At 68.9% G+C, this 17,156-nt stretch carries 13 protein-coding genes and 1 CRISPR repeat array; of the genes, 10 read left to right on the top strand and 3 right to left on the bottom strand.

The annotated features are described in order from the left end of the window. Nucleotides 1-52: 52 nt before the first annotated feature. On the bottom strand, nucleotides 53-1,072 hold the full coding sequence (locus tag ACIOJD_RS09230) for an NADP-dependent oxidoreductase (protein ID WP_401910162.1): 1,020 nt from the start codon (nucleotides 1,070-1,072) through the stop codon (nucleotides 53-55). Nucleotides 1,073-1,191: 119 nt separating this feature from the next. Here ACIOJD_RS09230 and ACIOJD_RS09225 point away from each other — a divergent pair, with 119 nt between their 5' ends. Further along, nucleotides 1,192-1,626, top strand: a complete 435-nt coding sequence (locus tag ACIOJD_RS09225; protein WP_401910160.1) for a MarR family winged helix-turn-helix transcriptional regulator — start codon at nucleotides 1,192-1,194, stop codon at nucleotides 1,624-1,626. Between the two features lie 105 nt (nucleotides 1,627-1,731). Here the strand turns inward: ACIOJD_RS09225 and ACIOJD_RS09220 are convergent, their stop codons facing one another. Next, nucleotides 1,732-2,229, bottom strand: a complete 498-nt coding sequence (locus tag ACIOJD_RS09220; protein WP_401910158.1) for a hypothetical protein — start codon at nucleotides 2,227-2,229, stop codon at nucleotides 1,732-1,734. A 594-nt stretch (nucleotides 2,230-2,823) separates the two neighbouring features. Here ACIOJD_RS09220 and ACIOJD_RS09215 point away from each other — a divergent pair. From ACIOJD_RS09215 to ACIOJD_RS09205, 3 genes are all read left to right on the top strand, one after another. Next, nucleotides 2,824-3,432 carry a hypothetical protein gene (locus tag ACIOJD_RS09215; RefSeq protein ID WP_401910156.1) on the top strand — a complete coding sequence of 203 codons (609 nt, stop codon included), beginning with the start codon at nucleotides 2,824-2,826 and terminating at the stop codon, nucleotides 3,430-3,432. Between the two features lie 399 nt (nucleotides 3,433-3,831). Continuing rightward, nucleotides 3,832-4,875, top strand: coding sequence for a rod shape-determining protein (locus tag ACIOJD_RS09210; RefSeq protein ID WP_401910154.1), 1,044 nt, complete (start codon nucleotides 3,832-3,834; stop codon nucleotides 4,873-4,875). 23 nt (nucleotides 4,876-4,898) lie between these two features. Further along, entirely contained in the window at nucleotides 4,899-6,488 is a 1,590-nt protein-coding gene (locus ACIOJD_RS09205) for a GAF domain-containing protein (RefSeq protein ID WP_401910151.1), read from the top strand. A gap of 76 nt (nucleotides 6,489-6,564) precedes the next feature. Here ACIOJD_RS09205 and ACIOJD_RS09200 read toward each other — a convergent pair whose 3' ends face one another. Then, a complete protein-coding gene (locus tag ACIOJD_RS09200; RefSeq protein WP_401910148.1) occupies nucleotides 6,565-7,398 on the bottom strand; it encodes an SAM-dependent methyltransferase in 834 nt (277 codons plus the stop codon). A 320-nt stretch (nucleotides 7,399-7,718) separates the two neighbouring features. Between ACIOJD_RS09200 and ACIOJD_RS09195 the strand changes: the two genes are divergently transcribed. The 6 genes from ACIOJD_RS09195 to cas6e all read left to right on the top strand — a co-directional run bounded on the left by ACIOJD_RS09195 (nucleotide 7,719) and on the right by cas6e (nucleotide 17,156). After that, nucleotides 7,719-7,949, top strand: a complete 231-nt coding sequence (locus tag ACIOJD_RS09195) for a hypothetical protein (RefSeq protein WP_401910146.1) — start codon at nucleotides 7,719-7,721, stop codon at nucleotides 7,947-7,949. A 521-nt stretch (nucleotides 7,950-8,470) separates the two neighbouring features. After that, nucleotides 8,471-8,744: direct repeats of the CRISPR family, unit length 24 nt; unit sequence CCCCGCGCCAGCGGGGTTGGTCCC. 183 nt (nucleotides 8,745-8,927) lie between these two features. Next, nucleotides 8,928-13,508 (top strand): type I-E CRISPR-associated protein Cse1/CasA, encoded by a 4,581-nt coding sequence (gene casA, locus ACIOJD_RS09190; protein WP_401910143.1) that lies wholly within the window; start codon nucleotides 8,928-8,930, stop codon nucleotides 13,506-13,508. Between the two features lie 87 nt (nucleotides 13,509-13,595). Then, complete coding sequence (casB, locus tag ACIOJD_RS09185) at nucleotides 13,596-14,363, top strand: type I-E CRISPR-associated protein Cse2/CasB (RefSeq protein ID WP_401910142.1); 768 nt, start codon at nucleotides 13,596-13,598, stop codon at nucleotides 14,361-14,363. Between the two features lie 92 nt (nucleotides 14,364-14,455). Beyond that, nucleotides 14,456-15,685: a type I-E CRISPR-associated protein Cas7/Cse4/CasC gene (cas7e, locus tag ACIOJD_RS09180; protein WP_401910140.1), complete on the top strand. Its 1,230-nt coding sequence runs from the start codon at nucleotides 14,456-14,458 to the stop codon at nucleotides 15,683-15,685. Further along, complete coding sequence (gene cas5e, locus ACIOJD_RS09175) at nucleotides 15,682-16,440, top strand: type I-E CRISPR-associated protein Cas5/CasD (protein WP_401910137.1); 759 nt, start codon at nucleotides 15,682-15,684, stop codon at nucleotides 16,438-16,440. Before cas7e ends, cas5e begins: the two co-directional genes overlap by 4 nt. Then, the gene (gene cas6e, locus ACIOJD_RS09170; RefSeq protein ID WP_401910134.1) at nucleotides 16,440-17,156 is read left to right on the top strand and encodes a type I-E CRISPR-associated protein Cas6/Cse3/CasE; all 717 of its coding nucleotides are present in this window, start codon (nucleotides 16,440-16,442) and stop codon (nucleotides 17,154-17,156) included. The genes cas5e and cas6e overlap by 1 nt, the downstream gene beginning before the upstream one ends.

The raw sequence follows: 17,156 nt of genomic DNA, 5'->3' as shown, positions 1-17,156 counted from the left end.
GACTGGCGAGACTGGCGAGACTGGCGAGACTGGCGAGACTGGCGAGACGAATCTAGCTGTCGAGTGTGACGATCATCTTCCCGGCGTTCTCACCGCGGAGGAGCCCGAGGAAGGCGTCGAAGCCGTTCTCGATGCCCTCGACCAGGGTCTCGTTGTACTTCAGCTCACCGGAGGCGAGCCAGCCCGCGACATCCTCGACGAACTGCGCCCTGAGGTCGAAGTGGTCGCCGACGAGCATGCCCTGGAGCCGCAGCCGCTTGCCGATGGCCAGCGCGAGGTTGCGCGGCGCCGGGGTCGGCTCCGTGCTGTTGTACTGCGCGATCGCGCCGCACAGGGTGGCCCGGCCGTGGACGTTGAACGAGGAGAGCGCGGCTTCCAGGTGGTCGCCGCCCACGTTGTCGAAGTAGACGTCGATGCCGTCGGGCGCCGCTTCCCTGAGCTGGTCCCTGACCGGGCCGTTCTTGTAGTTGAAGGCCGCGTCGAAGCCGTACTCCTCGGTCAGCAGCTTGACCTTCTCGTCGGAACCCGCCGAACCGATCACCCGCGAGGCGCCCCTGAGCCTGGCCATCTGGCCGACCTGGCTGCCGACCGCCCCGGCCGCGCCGGAGACGAAGACGATGTCGCCCTCCTTGAAGGAGGCGGTCTCGAAGAGACCCGCGTAAGCGGTCAGGCCGGTCATGCCCAGCACACCGAGGTACGCGGAGAGCGGGGCCAGCGAGGCGTCGACCTTGGCCGCGCGCTCGGCCGGGACTTCGGCGTACTCACGCCAGCCGAGACCGTGCAGGACATGGTCACCGACGGCGAAGCCCTCGGCGCGGGAGGCGATGACCACACCGACCGCTCCGCCGTCCATCGGCCGGTCCAGCTCGAAGGGAGGTGTGTACGACTTCACGTCGTTCATCCGTCCCCGCATGTACGGGTCGACCGAGAAGTGGAGGTTACGGACCAGGATCCGGCCCTCGCCCGGCTCCGCCACCGGGACCTCGCGCAGGGCGACGTCGGCCGGCTCGGGCCAGCCGTGGGGGCGGGCGACGAGATGCCAGGCACGGCCGGATTCGGGAAGTGCGGTCATGGGGGCGAAACCTCCTCAGATAGTCCTGCGACGGTGAGCCATGGGGAAAGCTTCACCACCTGAAACAACCATGCTCCTGAATATTTCATGTTGTCAAGTAAGCGCGTATCCTGCTGCCCATGGCCACACCGCGCAAGGACCCACTGACCCTCGAAGTCATCGAACTCATCGGCTCCGTCGTGGCCCGCTACTACGAGGAGTACGAACGGGCCGCGGCCAGGCACTCCCTCACCGGCGCGCAGGCGCGCGTACTGGGGCTGCTGTCCCTGGAACCTATGCCCATGCGTCGGATCGCGCAGAAGCTGAAGTGTGAGCCGTCGAACGTGACGGGCATCGTGGACCGGCTCGAAGCGCGCGCCCTGGTGGAGCGCCGCCCCGACCCGGCCGACCGCAGGGTGAAGCTCGCGGCCCCGACCGAGCAGGGGCTCGCGACGGCCGCGCAGCTGCGGGACGGGCTGGGCTTCGCCCGCGAGCCGCTCGCCGAACTGTCCGCCGAGGAGCGCGGGATGCTGCGCGATCTGCTCAAGCGGATGCTGGGCGAGGGCGCGCCGTAGCGCGTGGAGCCGCGTGGCGTGACCGGTGCCGCGTGAGGGCGGCCGGCGCCGCGCGGAGCGGCCGGTGCCGCGCGGCGCGGCCGGCGCCCGGTGCAGCCGCCCGGATCAGCTGCACCACCAGAGGAACGGGGTGCAGGTGTCGGACGGCTCGGGATCGGGCTCCGGCTCCGGGTCCGGCTCGGAATCCGACGGAGTCGGCTGGCCGGGCGTCTGCGGATCACCCGAGGTGGGACCGTCCGTCGGCACGGAGGGCCCGCTCGCACCCGTCGTGGGACCGTCGGAGCCGGGCGCTCCGGGTGATCCGGGCGTTTCAGGCCGCGACGAGTCCGCACCGTCGGCGCCCGGCGCGGCGGAGGACGACCCGGTCGCGTCCGGGGACCCCGAAGCGCCCGGCTCCCGGCTGTCGTCCGGGCTCGCGGTTCCGCTCGCGCCGGGCCCCGATGACACGGCGGGCCGGGGATCATCGGGGTCGGCGGGACGGTCCGAGCCGTCCGGTCCGCCGTCGAGGCCGACGGTCGCCTCCTCCTTCACGGAGCTGGCGCCACCCCTGCCCGGCGCCTCCATGGCCAGCTCGGCCAGGCTCAGCGCGGCCGCCGCGAGCACCACACCGAATATGACGGTCCGCGTCCGGCGACCACGCTTGCTGCGTGCCCGGCGCGGTCCGGTACGACGGGAAGCCTCGCGACGGGAGGGGCGGGAGGCCTTGCGCCGCGAGGAACGCGAGGAGTCCGATGAGCGGAACGAGCGGGAAGACCGCGAGGCGGCGCGGCCAGAGGCCCGTCCGCCGCTCCCCCGCCCGTCACTCTCCCGCCCGTCACTCTCCGGTCCACCGCCCTCGGGGTCGAGGCTCACCCGCCCGCACTCACCCTCCGGCGCGACCTCGTACGCTCCGTGACCGCTCCCGGCGTCGCCACCGCGCTCGTCCCGGTCCGAGCGCCGACGGCGTCGCGAACCGGACGGTGCGGAATCTCGCTGCCGCAGCTCCTCGACGGGGGTGCCGCAGTCGGCACAGGTCAACGCCCCGTTGAGATGCCGTCGGCACTGGTGGCAGTAGTCCATGGCGCCCGCAGAGTATGCGGCGGCCGGACAAGCCCGATAGCCATGGCTGTGAGGATCCTGTGTGAACCACCACCCCTCACGGATATGCCCCGTTTCGGCCCGCCCATCAGAAGGGGGCACAGCGGGCAGGATGGCGCCATGACGTCCAACGGGCCGTTCGGGCCGCGCGAATTCCAGCTCGTACTGCTGCGCAGGATGGCCGACCACCAACCGGAACTGGTCGAGGACGCCCGCCGCGAACTGGGCGCGTCCCTGGCCGACATGCGCGAGGCCAACCGCCGCTGGCAGGCGATGGTGCGCTCCCCCCGCGCCCGGGGCACGCTGTCCCGCTACCGCTCCGTACTCGGCGCCCCCGAGCGGACCTTCCGGCGGACGGTCGGCGATCTGGAGTGCGAGGCCCTGCTGTGGCCGGTACCGCTCTGGCCCGACCTGCGCTTCGAGGTGATGGCCGCGCCGGGCGGTGCCGTATGGAACGAGTGGCTGATCCGCGCACCGGAGGCAGCGGACCCCGGGCCGCGCACGGCCGAGGACCTGCGCCCGTGGTCCTGCACCGTGGACGAGGTCGCGCGTGCGTTCCCGCCGGCCCGTCCCCTGGAGGGCACCGCCCCGACCCGGCTGGGGCTGGCGTTCACCCTGCCGGACGGCGGAGAGGGCGTCGCGGAGTTCACCTGGGGGCTGTTGCAGCGCTGGTCGCGCCGGACCGCGCCGGGCGGATCCGACAAGGGACCTGACCGTCCGACCGGGTGACGCGGTCATACGGGTACGACCGGATCGGTCGTACGGTGCGACAGACGCCGTCACACGAATACGCCGGGCGGGTCCGGCCGCACCGACGCCGAACAGGCCGGCGTACGGGCCGGGAGCAGCCCGGCCGCACGGGCGGAAGGCGGGCCCCGTACGCGTCCCGCCCACACATCCCGCACCAGGCCCCCCGCGCGAGCACCGCGTTCGAGTCGGCCATCCGGGTTGGTCGCGCGCGTCGATCGTACGATCCGACGCGTCAGGGTCATGCTTTCTGACGTGCCGTCAGCTTCGTACGCCCGACTGGCGTAGTCCAGCGCGCGTGGCGGGGCCCCTCGACGCACGATGCGAACAGGGCCCGGCGGCCGCCGGTGAACCACCTCAGCGTTCTCGGGAGAACCTGCCGTGACCGTCAGTCTTGAGCAGTTGCGCCGTTGCCACATCGCCGTCGACCTGGGGGCCGCCAGGACTCGGGTCTTTGTGAAGGGAGCCGGTCTCGTCGTCGACGAGCCGAGCGTCGCCGCGGTGAACACCCGTACCGGTGCGCTCATCGCCGTCGGAACCCTCGCCGAGCGGATGACGGGCCGTACACCCGACTACATCCGGGTCACCCGCCCCGTCACCGGCGGCACCGTCGTCGACATCGAGATGGCCCAGCGGATGCTGCGCCATCTCCTCGGCGACAAACTCCGCCGCCAGCTGCGCCGCAAGCCGCGACTGCGCGCCGCCGCCTGCACCCCGCACGACAGCGACCCGCTCGCCCAGCGCGCCACCGTCGAGACCCTCGTCGGCCTCGGCGCGCGCCGGGTCGAACTGGTCGACACCCTGATCGCGGCCGCCGTCGGCTGCGGGCTCCCGGTGGAACAGCCCACCGCCACCATGATCATGGTCTGCGGCGCCGCGACCACGCAGGTCGCCGTGCTCTCGCTCGGATCCATCGTCACCGCCCAGCGGATCCCGGTCGGCGGCAATTCCATCGATCACGCGGTGATCCAGTATCTGCGCCACCAGCACGAGTTGATGCTGCCCAGCCATTCCGTACGCCCGTTGCAACTGGCGCTCAGCGGCAACGGCCTCACCCCGGGCGGCCCCACCACGACCGAGATCCACGGCCGGGACGTGGCCACCGGCATCGCGCGTTCGGTGCTCGTGGACACCGCGGCCGTACGGGCGGCGATCTACACCCCGCTGACCTCCGTACTCGACGGCATCGGCAAGGTGCTCCGCGACTGCCCGCCCGATCTGGTGGCGGACCTGGCCGACCGCGGGATCATGATGGTCGGCGGCAGCGCGCTGCTGCCCGGCCTCGACCAGATGCTGCGCGACGCGACGGGCATGCCGGTGGCGATCGCGGAACGCCCCGACATCTGCACCGTTCTCGGTCTCGGGGCGATGCTGGAGGGCAAGATCCAGCCGATGGTCCTGAACCCACTGGCCGACGCCCACTGAGGCGTCGCGGGCCGGCCGACGCGATGAGCGACGCGCAGGGAGGCGGGACCGAGGAAGCGGAGGCGGCGGCGCCCCGGCTGCCCATGCTGCTGGAGGCGGTGCTCGGCATCGGCACCGACCTCGAAGTGCGCACCACACTCCAGCACATCGTGGACACCGCCACCGAACTCATCGGCGCCCGCTACGGCGCGCTCGGCCTGGTCGACCCCGAACGCGGCAGGCTCACCGAGCTGTTCACGGCCGGCATGAGCGACGCCGACCGTGAGCGCATCCGCCGGCTGCCCGACGGGCACACCGGGATCATCGGAGTCCCCGTCCAGGATCCGCGTCCCCTGCTGCTGGACGATCTGACGGCCGACCCCCGGTCGTCCGGCGTACCGCCCGGCCACCCCCTGATGCACTCCTTCCTCGGCGTCCCGATCCAGGTGGGCGGCGAGGTCTTCGGCAGCCTCTACCTGACGGAGAAGCGGACCGGTCTCTTCACCGAGCGGGACCAGAGCCTGCTGCGGGTACTCGCCTCGCAGGCCGGCATCGCGATCGGCAACGCCCGGCTGTACGGGACGGCCCGGCAGCGCGAGAGGTGGATCGAGGGGGCCGCGGCCGTCACCACCGTCCTGCTGGCCGGGGAGAATCCGGCCGAGGCGCTGATGACCGTGGCCGAGTCGGCACGAGTCCTCGCCGACGCCGACGCGGGCGTGGTGCTCCAGCCCACGGACGAGGGCGGGATGGAGATCGTCGCCGCCTCCGCGGTGGAGGACCCGGGCGACATCATCGGCACCACCATCGAGCCCGGATCACCCGTCCTGGTCCAACTGCTGGGCGGGGAACCGGTATTCATCGAGGACTCGGCGACCGACCCCCGGATGACCACACCTGTACGGGCCCGTTTCGGACCGAGCATGATGCTGCCGCTCCAGAGCGGCGGCAAACTCATCGGCACGCTCGCCCTGCCCCGCCGGCGCGGAGGCCTCCCGTACAGCGCCGTGGACCGGCTGCTGGCCACCCAGTTCGCCTCACAGGCGGCGCTCGCGCTCGTACTCGCGGACTCCCAGCACGACCGGGAGCAGCTCGCGGTGTACGAGGACCGCGACCGGATCGCCCGCGATCTGCACGATCTGGTCGTCCAGCGGCTCTTCGCCACGGAGATGATGCTGGAGTCCACCCGACGGCGCGCGGCCACACCGGAGCTGGACGAACTGCTGGGCCGGGCGGTGGACGAGCTGGACTCGACCATCCAGGAGGTACGGACCACCATCTTCGCCCTCCAGCAGCCCCCGGCCGACGCGCCGACGAGCGTACGCGGGCAGGTGCTGCGCGAGACGGCCGGAGCGGCGGTCCTGCTGGGCTTCCGGCCCTCCGTACGCTTCAGCGGGCCGGTGGACACCCTGGTGGGCGAGCCGGTGTCCGCGCAACTGCTGGCGGCCCTGCGCGGCGCACTCGCGGCCGCGCACAGGCGGGAGGGTGTGACGGGCGTCGAGGTGGAGATCGACGCGGCGGCGGAACTGCCGGACGGGCGGGACGCGGTACGCCTGCTGGTCACGGACGACGGCCTGCGCGAGGACGGCGCACCGGGCGATCGGGGTACGACCGTGACCTGGGAAGCGGCGCATTAGCACCTGCTCTCCCGACTGCTCTCCGCCCGCCTTCCACAGGCCTCCACACCCGCATGCCCGACTGCCTTCGTACGTACTACGGTTTACGGCCCACTGCGCAATAGGCGTCGACGGCCATGGCGGCCCCGGCCCCGCCACCCGGACCGTCCGCCTCCGGACGCCACCGCGTGACCTGCGCGACGCCGGGGTCCACCAGCTCCAGTCCGCCGAAGAAACCGGCGATCTCCTCGACACTGCGCACGTAATACGGGATCGCCCCGCTGGAGTTGTAGGCCTCCGAGGCCGCGATCATGCCCGCGCTGGTGGAAGTGCTGTCACTGATCACCAGGTAACTGCCCGACGGCAGGCCCGCCATGAGGCCGGACACCAGCGAACGCGCCTGTTCGTAGTCGGCGACATGACCGAGCGTGTTGAGGATCATGAGCGCGACCGGCCGGGACAGATCCAACGTCCCCTCGGCGGCCTTCAGGATCGACTCGGGCTCGTACAGATTGGCGTCGAGGTAGTCGGTCCTGCCCTCGGGCGTACTGGTGAGCAGAGCCCGCGCGTGCGCCAGCACCAGGGGATCGTTGTCGACATAGACGATCCGCGCGTCCGGCGCCACACGCTGGGCGACCTCATGCGTGTTGTCGGCGGTCGGCAAGCCGGTCCCGATGTCCAGGAACTGACGGATCCCCTGCTCCCCCGCCAGATGCCGGACCGCCCGCCCGAGGAAGTGACGGCTCGTACGGGCCACATCGACCAGGCCGGGAAATATCTCCTTGATCTGGTCCCCGACCTCACGGTCGATGTCGTAATTGTCCTTGCCGCCCACGAAGTAGTTCCAGAAGCGTGCGGAATGCGGCTTGCTGGTGTCGATCCGCGCCCTGATAGCTGCGGCGGACTCAAAACCGGGGTCACGATCGGACACGGAAACGCCTCCTTGGAACGGACATGGACTCAGGCCATGTGTCACCAACCCTAAAGAATCTTCACGCTTTACGCACACTTCAGATCTTGCCAACTGCCCATCCAAACCTGCGTTTTGGCCTGGATCCGCCTGCCACCGACCGACGCCGACGCACTCACCGGCAGCCCGTCACGCTCCCCACGCGAGCGAGGCAATGGGGTGGCGCCATGATTTATCCGATCTTTTCGGCCGATCGGGTGGGATCAGCCATGGATCGACATCACCCACAGGTCGTCCGGGGCACGCATGCGGTGTTCGCATCAACCGACGTAGGAGTTCGAATGCGTATCCGTACCGCGCTCGCTGCCACCGCCCTCGCCGCCACCACTCTGCTGGGTGGCGCCAGTTCGGCATTCGCCGGAGAGGACCATGGGGGGATCGCTGCGACGGCCGGCTTCCACAAGGAGGCCAAGAAGGGCTCCTACCACAGCGTGGGCGGCGACGCCGGAATCGTCGACGCCACCTTCGCGAAGCGCGACGCCGTCGGCTGGTTCGCCTTCCTGAGCGGCTGACCCTCCGCACTCCCACCGATCACCCCGCCCCCTGCGTACTCAACGCAGGGGGCGGTCCGCTGTCGGCTGCCCGTTCCCACGACCAGCGGCAGCGGCGACTCGTCGGGGGGAGGCAACAAGGGAGCACTTGATCACGCTGACACGCCAACGGGACGCCGACTGAACCGAAGGCCCTCCCACCGCCTACAGGAAGCTGAAGCCTGGCGCCGAAGGAGGGCAACCGGGCGCGTGCGTCCCACACCGCACACAGCCTGGACCGATCACTCCTGCCGCGAGATTGCGGGACGGTGGAAGCTCATCCGAAGCGAAGAGACCAAGCAGGGTAAGTTCAGCGGCAGGCAGGCAGGCAGGCGGGCACCGACGCCGACTCGCGAAGTGGAAGTAGAGGAGGCGGGGATGCAAGTGACGAGCAGGGCAGAGCTCCACGGAATTCCCCATGAGCGAAAAATGACCGCTATGCCGGAATCTGAAGAGGCAAGCAAAAACAGCCGCCTGCCCAAATAAACCCCCAGGTCAGCTCCTGTGATCCCCGCGCCAGCGGGGTTGGTCCCGACTGTGCCATGAAAAGACACAGGTTGGGTCGGTGATCCCCGCGCCAGCGGGGTTGGTCCCCGCGTTGAGTTCGTGCGCTCGGCGCTCGTTGGGTGATCCCCGCGCCAGCGGGGTTGGTCCCCGTGACGGTGCGACTCTCATGTCGGACTGGATCGTGATCCCCGCGCCAGCGGGTTGGTCCCTTGTGGTCGACTAGGTGGGACGACGACGCCAGAGTGGCCCCCGCGCCCGCAGGTAGGTCCCTGTGAGGTCGGCAGCTACCACCCGGAGCTGCCGACCTCCACCGCAATCAGCGACCGCGAGTCGGGCAAGCAGACACACCTGATACTCACGCGCACATGGTCAATTGTGGCCACCATCCGGCCATCCGCGCTCTCTTTCGGAACACCGCACCCTGGTGAGGGTCCAGTCATGTCGAATACGTCCATGAATCAAGATCGCCCCACGTCCGGGGCGCCCTTCGATCTCTTGTCCACGACGGCCCGGCTGGCCTGGGGCAAGCATGACCGCAAGACCGAAGGGTGGCTTCCGCTGTGGCGTCACATGGCGGACAGCCTGGCGGTCTCGGGGAAGCTTTGGGACGAGTGGGTTCCCGGAAATGTAAAAGCGCTCGTCGCCGAGGCGTTGCCGGCCGGGGCGGATGACGCTCGCCGATTGATGGTCTTCCTGGCAGCCGCTCATGACATAGGCAAGGCAACTCCTGCCTTTGCTTGCCAAGTTGACGGTCTCGCGGATCGCATGCGGGCGGCTGGGCTGGACATGCCGTATCAGAAGCAGTTCGGCACCGACCGGCGGATGGCCCCGCACGGACTCGCAGGTCAACTACTCATCCAGGAATGGCTTTCCGAACGGTTCGGATGGGCCGGCAGGGCCTCCGGGCAGTTCGCCGTCGTGGCCGGCGGGCATCACGGAACTCCCCCGGACCACCAGCAGATCCACGATCTGCGCCTGCACCCACACCTGTTGCGTACACCAGGTGCGAGTGAAGAGAACTGGCGCGCCGCGCAGTATGAATTGTTGGACGCCTGCGCTCGGGCGGCGGATGTGGAGGGCCGGTTCCCCGACTGGCAATCGGTTCGTCTGCCGCAGACCGTGCAGGTGGTGCTGACCGCTGTAGTGATTGTCTCTGACTGGATCGCCAGTTCGTCCGAGCTGTTTCCTTACGAACCCTCCTCGTGGTCGCCGCCGGGTGCGATCGGCGAAGCCCGGCGTCTGGAGGCCGCCTGGGCGGGACTTGATCTGCCCAGGCCGTGGGCGCCAGCGGAACCGGTGCACTCGGCCGCCGAGTTGTTCAAGGGCCGTTTTGACCTGCCGGATGGTGCTGTGATCAGGCCGGTGCAGGAGGAAGTCGTACGGATGGCACGGGAGATGCCTGCCGCCGGTCTGCTGATCATCGAGGCGCCCATGGGTGAGGGCAAGACCGAGGCGGCCTTTGCGGCGGCGGAGATTCTGGCGGCCAGAGTCGGAGCGGGCGGCGCTCTGATGGCGCTGCCGACCCGGGCCACGGGCGATGCCATGTTCCCCCGTCTGTTGAGCTGGCTGGAGCATCTGCCCGCCGACGGCCCCCGGTCCGTGGTCCTCGCCCACGCGAAGTCCGCCTTGAACGATGTATGGGCAGGACTACTGCGAGCGGGTAACCGTACGATCGCGGCTGTCGAGCCGGACAGTCCGGACGCCATCGCCGCTGCGAGGACGGTCCGGCGGTCCAGCCCTTCCGGACTGCATGCCCATCAATGGCTACGCGGACGTAAGAAAGCACTCCTCTCGTCGTTCGCGGTGGGCACCATCGACCAAGTGCTGTTCTCCGGTCTCAAGAGCCGCCATCTGGCGCTGCGGCATCTGGCGGTCGCGGGCAAGGTCGTCATCATCGACGAGGTCCACGCTTACGACGCCTACATGAACGCGTATCTCGACCGGGTGCTGGAGTGGCTGGCAGCCTACCGAGTGCCGGTGGTTCTGCTGTCCGCCACACTGCCCGCGGACCGGCGGAGGGAGCTGGCCGCGGCGTATGCCGGGGAGAGCGGTACGGCCTCCGTCGGGAGCGGCGGTGACTCGATGGACGTACCGGAGGATGCCTACCCACTGATCACAGCGGTGGCGCCCGGCCTGCCTGCGGTCACCGCGACCCCGGCCGCCGCGTCAGGTCGTCGTACCGAGGTGGTGCTGGAGAAGCTGGACGACGATCTGTCGTTGCTCGTGCTGCGCCTGGAAAACGAACTGCGCCATGGCGGATGTGCGTTGGTCGTGCGCAATACCGTCGACCGGGTACTGGAAGCGTCGGAGAGGCTACGAGAACACTTCGGTGCGGACGCGGTGACCGTGGCGCACTCGCGGTTCCTGGCAGCCGACCGGGCCCGTAAGGACACCGAACTGCGAGAGCGTTTCGGGCCGAACGGTGATCGCCCCACCGGGCCGCACATAGTGGTGGCCAGCCAGGTCGTCGAGCAGTCACTGGACATCGATTTCGATCTACTGGTGACCGATCTGGCGCCGGTGGACCTGATGCTTCAGCGTATGGGACGACTGCATCGTCATCCGCGCCGCCGCCCAGCTGGGCTGAGGCAGGCGCGATGTCTGGTGACGGGAAGCAACTGGCAGTCGGATCCACCCGAGCCCGTTCGCGGTTCGCTCGGCGTCTATCAGGGACCGCACACCCTGCTGCGGACGCTCGCCGTCCTGGGCCCGCATTTGGCTGGAGCGCCGCTCGTTCTGCCCGACCACATCAGCCCACTGGTCCAGTCCGCCTACGGAGACGGGCCGGTCGGCCCCGCCCACTGGGCATCCGCCTTGGACGAAAGCCGTCGGGAGTATCTGACCCGGCTTGCCGGCAAACGGGAAAGCGCCGACGTGTTCCGGCTCGGGCCCGTCCGCAGAGCTGGGCGGCCGGTGGTCGGCTGGCTGGACGCGAACGCGGGGGACGTGGACGACAGCCGCACCGGCCGTGCCCAGGTGCGGGACAGCGAGGAGAGCCTGGAGGTGCTGGTCGTCCAGCGGCAGCGGGACGGCCGACTGACCACCGTGAGCTGGCTGGACGGAGGGCGCGGCGGTCTGGATCTGCCCGAGCACACTCCACCGACGCGAGTGGCCGCTGAAGCTGTCGCGGCCAGCGCGCTGACTCTGCCCTGGCAGTTCTCCAAGCCGTGGGCGATCGACAGAACAATCCACGAGCTGGAGCGTTTCCTTGTTCCGGCCTGGCAGGTGAAGGAATGCCCCTGGCTGGCGGGCGAGTTGCTGCTTGTTCTCGACGGGGATTGTCAGACCCGACTGGCAGGCTTCGACCTCCGATACAGCTGCGCCGACGGGCTCCGTGTGACACCCGTCGGCGCACCGGAAGCAAAGGTGCTGGATCCCATGCCGCCCTCCTTCGATCTGGTCTCCCGGCCCTGGCTGCCGGCGCAGCGCCTCGACGGAACGACAGTGGAGCTTTCCCTGCTGGAGGTCTTCGCCCAGGCGCACATGCTCAGGCGGCTGGTGGGGGACCTTCCCACGCAGGAGTTCGCGTTGCTCAGACTGCTGCTGGCGATCCTCCACGACGCGGTGGACGGTCCGAAGGAGCTGGAGGACTGGGAAGAGTTGTGGCTGGCGAAGGACGCGGCCGCCTTCGCCGCCGTACCGGACTACCTCAACCGTCACCGCGAGCGCTTCGACCTGCTCCACGTGGAGCGCCCGTTCTTCCAGGTCGCCGGGTTGCGTACAGGGAAGAACGAGGTCGCCTCGCTGAACCGGATCGTGGCCGACGTGCCCAATGGGGAGCCGTTCTTCGCGATGCGCCGCCCCGGTGTCGAGCGGTTGAGCCTCGCCGAAGGGGCCCGGTGGCTTGTGCATACGCACGCGTACGACTCGTCCGGCATCAAGTCCGGTATGGAAGGCGACGACCGGGTCAAGGGTGGAAAGGTCTATCCGCAGGGGGTCGGCTGGGTGGGCGGCCTCGGCGGGGTCTTCGCGGAGGGGGACACGCTGCGCGAGACGCTGTTGCTGAATCTGATCGCCGTGGACGAGGACATTCTGACGGCGGACCGGACGGCCGACATGCCTGTCTGGCGCCGCCAATCCGCCCCCGGCCCAGGCGTGTTGGAGGAAGATCCGTCCGTTACCCGCCCCTCGGGCCCGCGTGATCTCTACACCTGGCAGTCCCGACGACTGCTTCTGCACACCGAGGACAACGCCGTCACCGGAGTGGTCCTCGGTTACGGTGACGCGCTCGCCCCGTACAACAGGTGGAAAACGGAGCCCATGACGGGCTGGCGGCGCAGCCAGGCTCAGGAGAAGAAACAGGGCCGCCCCACGGTCTATCTGCCGCGTCAGCACGATCCGAGCCGTGCGGCGTGGCGGGGTCTGGCCAGTCTGCTGTACGCCCAGAAGTCGGAAACGGACACCACGGGCCGGGGGACGGATCAGAGCATGCCGTCCGGGGTGGTCAAGTGGCTCACCCTGCTGTGCAACGAGGAGACTCTCCGCCCCGACTCGCTCATCCGTACCCGCCTCGTCGGGGCGGTGTACGGAACTCAGCAGTCCGTGGTGGACGAAGTGGTCGATGATGGCGTCACGTTGCCGGTCATCCTGCTTCACCAAGCGCGCCCGCTGCACGGTGCGGCGGCAGTCGACGCGGTCTCGGACGCCGAGAAGGCGGTGTCCGCCTTGGGGCACCTCGCAGGCAATCTCGCCCGCGCCGTCGGTTCGGAGCCTGGCCCCGCCGCAGAGACAGCCCGCGACTTGGGGTTCGGGGCGCTCGACGGCCCGTACCGGAGTTGGCTGCGGACGCTCGGGGAGAGTGACGAGCCGGTCGCTGCCCGCGCCGCGTGGCAGTCCATCGCCCGCCGGATCGTCCATGGCCTCGGCCGCCAACTCCTCGATACCGCCGGCCCGGCCGCAGCAGAGGGGCGCGTCGTCGATATCCCTCGTGTCGGCAAGCGCTGGGTCGACGACTCCCGAGCGGACTTGTGGTTCCGGACCCGGATCAACAAGGTGCTGCCCCCGGAGCCTCGCTCTCAGGATCTGGAGGGCTAGCGAGCCATACGCCCCGGACATGGCGTCCCTCACTACCGCGGATGCCCGGCCCGACGACGACCCCACCAAGAGCACGGAGCCCACCGCATGACGACTACCGGCCAAGGCCCCCAACGGGCGCAGCCCGCCGCATCTTCCTCGCTTCCCTCCCCGGACCGACGTCGCCCTCCAGGTCCGGCCGGCCTGGCCGCCGGGCGCTGTATCTCACAGCTTCAGCGCAGGTACCGCCAGGACAACCCGGCCGCCGTGGCGGACCTCGCCAGACTGCGACGCGGTGCCGGAAAGATGGCACACGAGGTCCAGGACCACTGGGGGCTCGGCGGCTTGGAGGAACTGGCCGAGGTCCTCGCGGACACCGAGAGGCATGTACGACGCGAACACGCCGAGGAGGCTGTGTACCTGGCGGTGACTCTCTGGGCGCTTCACCAGCAGTCCGTTCGTGACAGCGATATGCACAACCCCAAGAGCAGCTTGGGAGGTGCCGTCCGAACGCTGATGCGAAAGAAGAGGAGCGAGAACCGTTCCGAGGACGAACCGAACGAGCCGCTTCGGACACGTCTCGTCCGGGTCGGCACCGCCGAGTCGATCGAATCGGTGGCCGTACGGCTACGGGAGATCGTGCTGCTGCTCCGCGGCGAGCAGGTGCCGCTCGACTACGGGCGCCTCGCCGATCAGCTCTACCGCTGGCAGTCCCGACCGGATCGAGCCGCCGTACGCCGTGAGTGGGGAAGGGAGTTCCACCTGGCCGCTCCCAACCGCAAGACCGGACAGCGCAGCGATGGCAACGATGGCGACGCGATCGACCACACCTTGAGTGCTGATGAGGAGGACAACAGCTACGGGTCCGGAGAGTGACCTCTCCCAACCCGGCCAGTTCTTCACTCTCCGCCGCTCCCCTATCCCGACCACGACAAAGCCCGTTGACCAGGAAAAGGAACTGAGCACGCGTGACCAGGACGATCCTCGACATCCACATCCTCCAAAGCGTCCCGCCGAGCAATCTCAACCGGGACGACACCGGCACACCGAAGTCCGCGATTTACGGAGGCGTACGACGCGCCCGCGTTTCCAGCCAGGCCTGGAAGCGAGCCACGCGCAAAGCGTTCTCCGAACTGCTCGACGACTCCGAACTGGGAGTCCGCACAAAGAAGGTCGCCGAAGTACTGGCCAGGCGGATCACCGCCCTGGACCCGTCAACGTCCACCGCCTCAGGTGAAGAGTTGGCCGCCGAGACGATGCGGATGGCAACCGGCTCAAAGATCGAAGTTCCCAAGCGCAAGGCTAAGGACAACGAGGACGGCGAAAGCGACGCCGCCCCAGAGTCCGCCTATCTGATGTTCCTGAGCGGGCGTCAGATCAACGCTCTCGCAGAGCTGGCGATCGAGGGCGGCAAGGGCGGAGACCTGAAGGCGCTCAAGGAGTTCTTCAAAGCCAGGGAGAACAAGGCTCGCGCACGGCAGTTGGTGAACACGGAACACTCGGTGGACATCGCACTGTTCGGCCGTATGGTCGCGGACTCGACCGACCTCAATGTGGATGCGGCCGCTCAGGTGGCACACGCGATGAGCGTGCACACGGTCGAGGACGAGTCGGACTATTTCACGGCCGTCGATGACAAGAACACGGACGCCGAAATGGGCGCCGGCATGATCGGCTCCGTCGATTTCAACTCGTCGACTCTCTATCGCTACGCGGCGGTCGATGTCGACAGGCTCCAGGAGAACCTGGGTACCGGACTGCGCGAGGGCCGGCCCGTCGAGCCCACGCGGCGGGCTGTGGCCGCCTTCCTCGAAGGCTTCATCACTTCCCTTCCCACCGGGAAGATCAATACCTTCGGCAACCACACACTGCCTGCGGCAGTCATCGTCAAGTTGCGCTCCCGGCGTCCTATCAGCTTCGTCGCCGCATTCGAGAAGCCCGTGCCCATGGGTGCGGAGGGGGGCTATCTCCAGCAGAGCTGCGAGCAGCTCGCGAAGTACGTACCCACGCTGGAAAAGGCGTTCGGGCTCACAGGTAACGGACAGAGTTGGGTGCTTCGGGTGGGTACGGAGACCGAAGCGCTCTCCGCCCTCGGCACCGAGCTTGCGTTGCCCGAACTGGTGACGGCTGTGGGGGACGCCGTAGTCGCTGGACTGGAGCCCGAGTCCGCAGCCGCCGCGCCGGAGACCGAAGCATGAGCGTGCTGCTGCTGCGGCTCGCGGGCCCCCTCCAGGCGTGGGGGTCCGCGGCTCGCTTCACCCGCCGCACCACCGAGAACGCCCCGACGAAGAGCGGCGTCCTCGGGCTCCTCGCCGCGGCTCAGGGCCGCACGCGGGACGCTGACCTCTCCGACCTCGCCGCGCTGGAATTCGGTGTGCGCCTCGACCAGCCCGGTATCCGGCTTCGTGATTTCCAGACCGCGCATCACGCCGACTCGGGCAAGGCCATGCCGCTTTCGGAGCGCTTCTATCTCGCGGACGCGGTATTCGTCGCGGGCGTGGCAGGCGATTCCAAACTCATCAACGCGCTGTACAGAGCGCTGTTGGATCCGGTGTTTCTTCCCTATCTCGGGCGGCGTTCCTGCCCTCCCTCGCAGCCGCTCACCATAGCGAAACCCCTTGACATCAGCCTCGAACAGGCCTTGCGAGAGGCCGAATGGGAGGCATCGGAGTGGTATCGGAAAAAACGCGCCGACTCCTCCCGTCGCCTCACCCGTTCTCCTGGCGAACTGGAGCAGTTGGAACTCCTGCTCGACTGCCGAGCCGGTGAGACCCCGGACATCACGTTGCGCGATCTTCCACTGAGTTTCGATCCGCGACACAGGCAGTACGGGCTGCGCGGCGTGCGCGGAACACACACCCCGCTTCCTGATGAGTCCCCCGCAGCCGCATCGCCGCCTCCGTCCCACGATCCGACCGTTGGGCTTTCGCCCGCCGCACCGAGGACAACCTGATGTATCTGACCCGCTTCCGCGTCAACACCGGACGATCCGATGCCCAGCGGTTGCTCAGCTCACCGCACCTTATGCACGGCGCAGTGAACATGTCCTTCCCCATTCCCCCGCCCCGGGACGGATCGGGCCCCCGGGTGCTGTGGCGAATCGACCGCGACACGGCCGCCGAGACGCTGCTGTTCATTGTCAGTCCCACCCGGCCTGATCTGACCCATCTGGTCGACCAGGCGGGCTGGCCGGCGGCGGACGGCCCCGGCTGGACGACCTTCGCCTACGGCCAGTTCCTCACCGCACTCGCCAAGGGGGACACCTGGGGCTTCCGCCTCACGGCGAACCCTGTGCACAGCATCCACCACCAGCACAGCAAGAAGGGCGAGCCCACCAAGCGCGCCGCACACCGTACCCCGCATCACCAGATGCGCTGGCTGCTGGACCGGCAGGAGCGCGCGGGATTCGAGATCGTTCAGAAACCGGAGGAGCGTCGGCTCCTGGAGCGCGGCGACGAGCACGAACTGATCGTCCGCGATCAGCGGCCGTTGCAATTCCGCAGGCCCCCGGCGAAGGCCAGTCGCGACGACGTCCGCTTCACCAAGGTCACCTTCGACGGACGGCTACGGGTCACCGACCCGGATGTCCTCCGCCGGACGCTCACCCACGGCCTGGGCAAGGCCAAAGCGTACGGCTGCGGCCTGATGACACTCGCACCGGTGCGGTGA

The organism is Streptomyces sp. NPDC088116 (assembly GCF_044741745.1).
Taxonomy (GTDB): Bacteria; Actinomycetota; Actinomycetes; order Streptomycetales; family Streptomycetaceae; genus Streptomyces.
The sequence above is the reverse complement of the archived record's forward strand: the minus strand, read 5'-3'. Positions and strand labels throughout refer to the sequence as shown.

What these genes read in the sequence shown, in the direction of transcription:
- ACIOJD_RS09230 (WP_401910162.1), bottom strand. Translation starts at nt 1,072, where the DNA reads ATGACCGCACTTCCCGAATCCGGCCGTGCCTGGCATCTCGTCGCCCGC.
- ACIOJD_RS09225 (WP_401910160.1), top strand. Translation starts at nt 1,192, where the DNA reads ATGGCCACACCGCGCAAGGACCCACTGACCCTCGAAGTCATCGAACTC.
- ACIOJD_RS09215 (WP_401910156.1), top strand. Translation starts at nt 2,824, where the DNA reads ATGACGTCCAACGGGCCGTTCGGGCCGCGCGAATTCCAGCTCGTACTG.
- ACIOJD_RS09205 (WP_401910151.1), top strand. Translation starts at nt 4,899, where the DNA reads ATGAGCGACGCGCAGGGAGGCGGGACCGAGGAAGCGGAGGCGGCGGCG.
- ACIOJD_RS09195 (WP_401910146.1), top strand. Translation starts at nt 7,719, where the DNA reads ATGCGTATCCGTACCGCGCTCGCTGCCACCGCCCTCGCCGCCACCACT.
- casA (WP_401910143.1), top strand. Translation starts at nt 8,928, where the DNA reads ATGAATCAAGATCGCCCCACGTCCGGGGCGCCCTTCGATCTCTTGTCC.
- casB (WP_401910142.1), top strand. Translation starts at nt 13,596, where the DNA reads ATGACGACTACCGGCCAAGGCCCCCAACGGGCGCAGCCCGCCGCATCT.
- cas5e (WP_401910137.1), top strand. Translation starts at nt 15,682, where the DNA reads ATGAGCGTGCTGCTGCTGCGGCTCGCGGGCCCCCTCCAGGCGTGGGGG.
- cas6e (WP_401910134.1), top strand. Translation starts at nt 16,440, where the DNA reads ATGTATCTGACCCGCTTCCGCGTCAACACCGGACGATCCGATGCCCAG.